The organism is Candidatus Cyrtobacter comes (genome assembly GCF_034470605.1).
Taxonomy (GTDB): Bacteria; Pseudomonadota; Alphaproteobacteria; order Rickettsiales; family Midichloriaceae; genus Cyrtobacter; species Cyrtobacter comes.
In genome coordinates, this window is the sequence record NZ_JARGYT010000103.1 from 1 (window position 1) to 3999 (window position 3999).

The 3999-nt window shown below is 33.8% G+C and carries 4 protein-coding genes; 1 reads left to right on the forward strand and 3 read right to left on the reverse strand.

All coding sequences use genetic code 11. The annotated features are described in order from the left end of the window. Positions 1-353: 353 nt before the first annotated feature. Both Cyrtocomes_RS05525 and Cyrtocomes_RS05530 read right to left on the reverse strand, forming a co-directional pair. The gene (locus tag Cyrtocomes_RS05525; RefSeq protein ID WP_322498193.1) at positions 354-599 is read right to left on the reverse strand and encodes a hypothetical protein; all 246 of its coding nucleotides are present in this window, start codon (positions 597-599) and stop codon (positions 354-356) included. 66 nt (positions 600-665) lie between these two features. Next, the gene (locus Cyrtocomes_RS05530; protein ID WP_322498194.1) at positions 666-806 is read right to left on the reverse strand and encodes a hypothetical protein; all 141 of its coding nucleotides are present in this window, start codon (positions 804-806) and stop codon (positions 666-668) included. A gap of 481 nt (positions 807-1287) precedes the next feature. Between Cyrtocomes_RS05530 and Cyrtocomes_RS05535 the strand changes: the two genes are divergently transcribed. Next, a complete protein-coding gene (locus Cyrtocomes_RS05535; RefSeq protein WP_322498195.1) occupies positions 1288-1749 on the forward strand; it encodes a ferritin-like domain-containing protein in 462 nt (153 codons plus the stop codon). 188 nt (positions 1750-1937) lie between these two features. Here Cyrtocomes_RS05535 and Cyrtocomes_RS05540 read toward each other — a convergent pair whose 3' ends face one another. Then, on the reverse strand, positions 1938-3629 hold the full coding sequence (locus Cyrtocomes_RS05540; RefSeq protein WP_322498196.1) for a hypothetical protein: 1692 nt from the start codon (positions 3627-3629) through the stop codon (positions 1938-1940). Positions 3630-3999: the final 370 nt, after the last annotated feature.

The following is a 3999-nucleotide window of genomic DNA, read 5'->3' on the forward strand; positions in this document are numbered from 1 at the left end:
GAAACAACCTTTTATCCATCTAAATACCATATTTATCGCCTCCAATATAATATTGCATCTTTTCCATTATTTGGCAAAACCTTTGTTAACAGTGCCTAACCATATACTTTAACGATTTCTTAACATCTTTTGCTGAGATTTGTGCATTCTTAGCCAAAACATGAAGCACATTCTCATTATTATTATTGAGAATATGCACACTAGCGCCTAATATACGCTGCTTTAAATATAGCATTCCCTCCGCTTACTTGATATATAAGATCAAAATCAATACCTTCATTATATAATTTACGTATTTCAGCCATACAGTTCTTATAAGAAAGCTTCTCTCTACCCGATCTACTCTTTCCACTCTATGCATGCATAATACTCTGAAGTTTATGATGAAGGCTGCCTTGCTTCTTACGTTCATTATCTTTACTTTTGTTAATTTCATCTTTAGTTAAGCCTAATGGCTTTGCTATTGTAGATGCATCAAACTCATGGCTGTAAGACAGTTTTGGGAATGAATCACTATCATGATTATTTTTTATACCTAATTGCTCAAATACACAAAGTATCTCTCCTTTAAAATTGATTATTTCATGGCGCTGAACCATGTTACACACGTATCTAAAAATTTCATCTAATATCGCTTGCTTACTAACCAATGAGCTAATTAATTCTCATCTTTCTTGATCATACACATCAGACAAAAGGAATCGTATCAATGGATACCCATCAATATCCTTCATTAATATTTCTGAGACCTGCTCTGGATTCGCTTCTTTTAAAGAAGCAATTTGACGCAATACAGCATTTTTCATGATAGACTTTCATTTTATTTTTCAAGAGAAGATTATATGAATAGCTCATCTATTTTGCAAAATTGGTTATGACTATTTGTAATTAAAAATCGATATTGTCGCTTATTATACCGCCAATTTGTTAACGCTCTATACAGCAAGCAATCTCGGATCTTTTGATCTCAAGCTAGCAACTAAAATATTAGCTACTAGAAAAGGGACTAAATTAAATTATGCAGGAGATAACTCAAATAGTTGCGCACATAACAGCTTAATATAAAAGCCGCTGTAAATTCTGAATAAACTAAGCCATAAAGTCCTACAACCGCTTGGGGAAAAACTTGTCTCACACACTAGATATCTTAACATTCTTCAACTACACTTGCATTACGTATAGCTTTATCGGAACAAATTTCGATTAGGTCAGTGTAATTGATTGATTTTAATATAGTTTTGTATCAGATGCGTTATGTGATTTATTACGTATAGTTTTTCGATAAGTATGATTTTATCTGATAATGTAAAAGAAAAAGCCATAGATATTTTAAATAAAATACTAGAGCTAGAAATGTCTGGGGTTATTATATATACACACTACTCTTTGATGATAGTGGGGCATAATAGAATACCAATAGTCCAATGGATGAAAGAACAAGCACAAGAAGGTCTGAGGCATGCTAGTGAAGCTGGTGAAATGATTGTACATTTCGGTGGCCACCCATCATTAAATATATCAAAGATTAGTGAAAGCTATTGTCATAATACGCACCAAATGCTTGAAGAAAGCTTAGAGCATGAGAAAGGCTCTTTGATGCTTTATTATAAGCTTTTAGATTTAGTTTCTGGTAAATCTATTATGCTTGAAGAATATGCTAGGAAGCTTATAGTTGAAGAGGAAACTCATATAGGGGAAGTGGAGAAAATGCTTAAAAACACCCATATAAAGGATAGGTGCAACGCATAGTAATACCACTTTTAGTTAGAAGCAACAGTACACTAAGTGATATATTCTGCTTTTATCAACAATGTGAGTAAATGTAATTACATGACATTTACTCCAGGCTTAGGTTCAGCTTGTGATCCTTTAGCTTTATCCAGTAACCATCACTAAGTGATGTATTCTGCTTTTATCAATAATGCTAATAAATGTAATTACAGTACATTTACTCCAGGCTTAGGTTCAACTTGCGATCCTTTAGCTTTATCATTTAGTATTTTTTGCACAACACCACTAGCCTTTTCTTGGCGCCGCTCTGGATCTGCTAATATCTCCATACATTTATTAGCATAGTCTTGCCCAGATTTATATGCTTCAACAACCTCATTCAACTTCTTCATATGAGGATGGTTAGTAATTATATCCTGTGCTTTTTGGGGATTTTTTGCATCTTCTAAGGATTTTTCTATATCTTGCAGTTTTTCTTGCGCACTTTGTTTTTCTTTACCATCTTTAGCAACTTCATATAGAGCACTAAGTTTTACACATGCTTCAAGAGAAAGATCGGGATTATTCTTTAATAATAGCTTATTATCTATATCGTTAAATACCTTCTCTTGCTTCATAAATGAAGCAAGATCGTTCTGCGGCTTAAAGTATGGTAATTCATTTGGCAATGAAGCCACATCTATTTTCATTACTTCATTAAGCGCCGCTTTACTATAACTACTCTGAAGCCCACCATAATTATCCGGCAAAACAGCAGCAGGGTTACTTTTTAATATGTTATTGCCAAAATTTGTTAATAAATAATCACTTTTACCCTGCTTACTAACCTCTAAACCAACGCCTCTTAAGGCTGAAATCAGCTCTGTTTTTTGAAATTTTCCACCCTCTACATATGCATTTAATACTCCATTATTAGAAATATTTTTAGCATCTAAATAATTTTTTATATAACTCTTAAATGTTGATGAACCAAACTTAATTGAAAATTTTTCACCTTCCGCAGCCGAAAATTGGTCCGCAGCACCAGATAGCGAATGAGAACCTAATGCACCACTTGTCCTTGGCGCAGCTCCTTCAAGGCCAATACCCATTATATTACCTTTTACATTAAGATAAACATGCCCACTCTTACCATCTGATGAAATAGTTTTTGTTTGATCTGAGATATACTTATTTCCAGCACCACCAATCCCAATATTTAAACCAAAATGCTCACTGTGCTCTTTAAATGGATTTGCTAATGGCATTTTTGCCCCAAAAACATTACCAACAACAGCAACCAAATTATATGCAGTACATATGAGAACAGTTATTGGATACGTAATCCACCGAATCGGCATATACCCATCCAATGTAATTAATACACGTGGGTTAGCCATCATACCGAGCATGCCCGATATACCATACCTCTTGCCTTTTAATTCTTGAATTTCTTTATTTTTATATTTATAAGAATGTGTCGCCGCGTGCCTATCATAAATTATTTCATTTCCAGTCAACTCACTTTCCCTATTATTGGCAAATGAGTAAGAAGTACTATGTATCCCATCTTTACCACCCGCAATCCACTCCAGAACTTCTTTTGAGTTTGTTTTTTCAAAATGCAGTGCATTCCTTCCACCATGTCCAGCCATATATGAACCTATAGGCAAGTTAACATCCGAAACCGGCTTTTTTACATGCTCTAAGGCACCAGTTCTGCTATTTTTCGCTATACCACTTACAGTACCCGCACAAGATCCAAGAAGCAGAAGCATCCTCTTATATGCATCAGCTTTTAACATATCTCTATTGGTTGCCCTTTCATTATCTATAGTAGCTCTTAGCTTATCCATATCATTTTTCAGCAAAGATACGGAATCCTTATTAGCTAACATTTTCGCAAGATTATCTCTCATACCCATCTAGATTAAAATCATAGGGAAAAATTCAAATAACCACCTTTATAATCAACATATTAACAATATATGCAATATTATTTTTATCATTAATCAAACAGACAAGAATTAAACCATAACCTCCAGCGAAGAATATTAACCTATATAGCCATTTAAATTAACATAATAGATATGATATCATGAAAGGAAAAATGGCAACAGGGCAATATAGATCCAAGGGAGCGAGTAATAAAATTTATAAAATTAGGTAAAACACAAATATCAGCCGCAATATAGTAAATCAAGTTAAGATTTGCGTATTGAAGAATTTAACTAAAGCATCGCAAGATGACTAATATGAGCTCTAATCCACCTCTTAGCCAAGAATTTC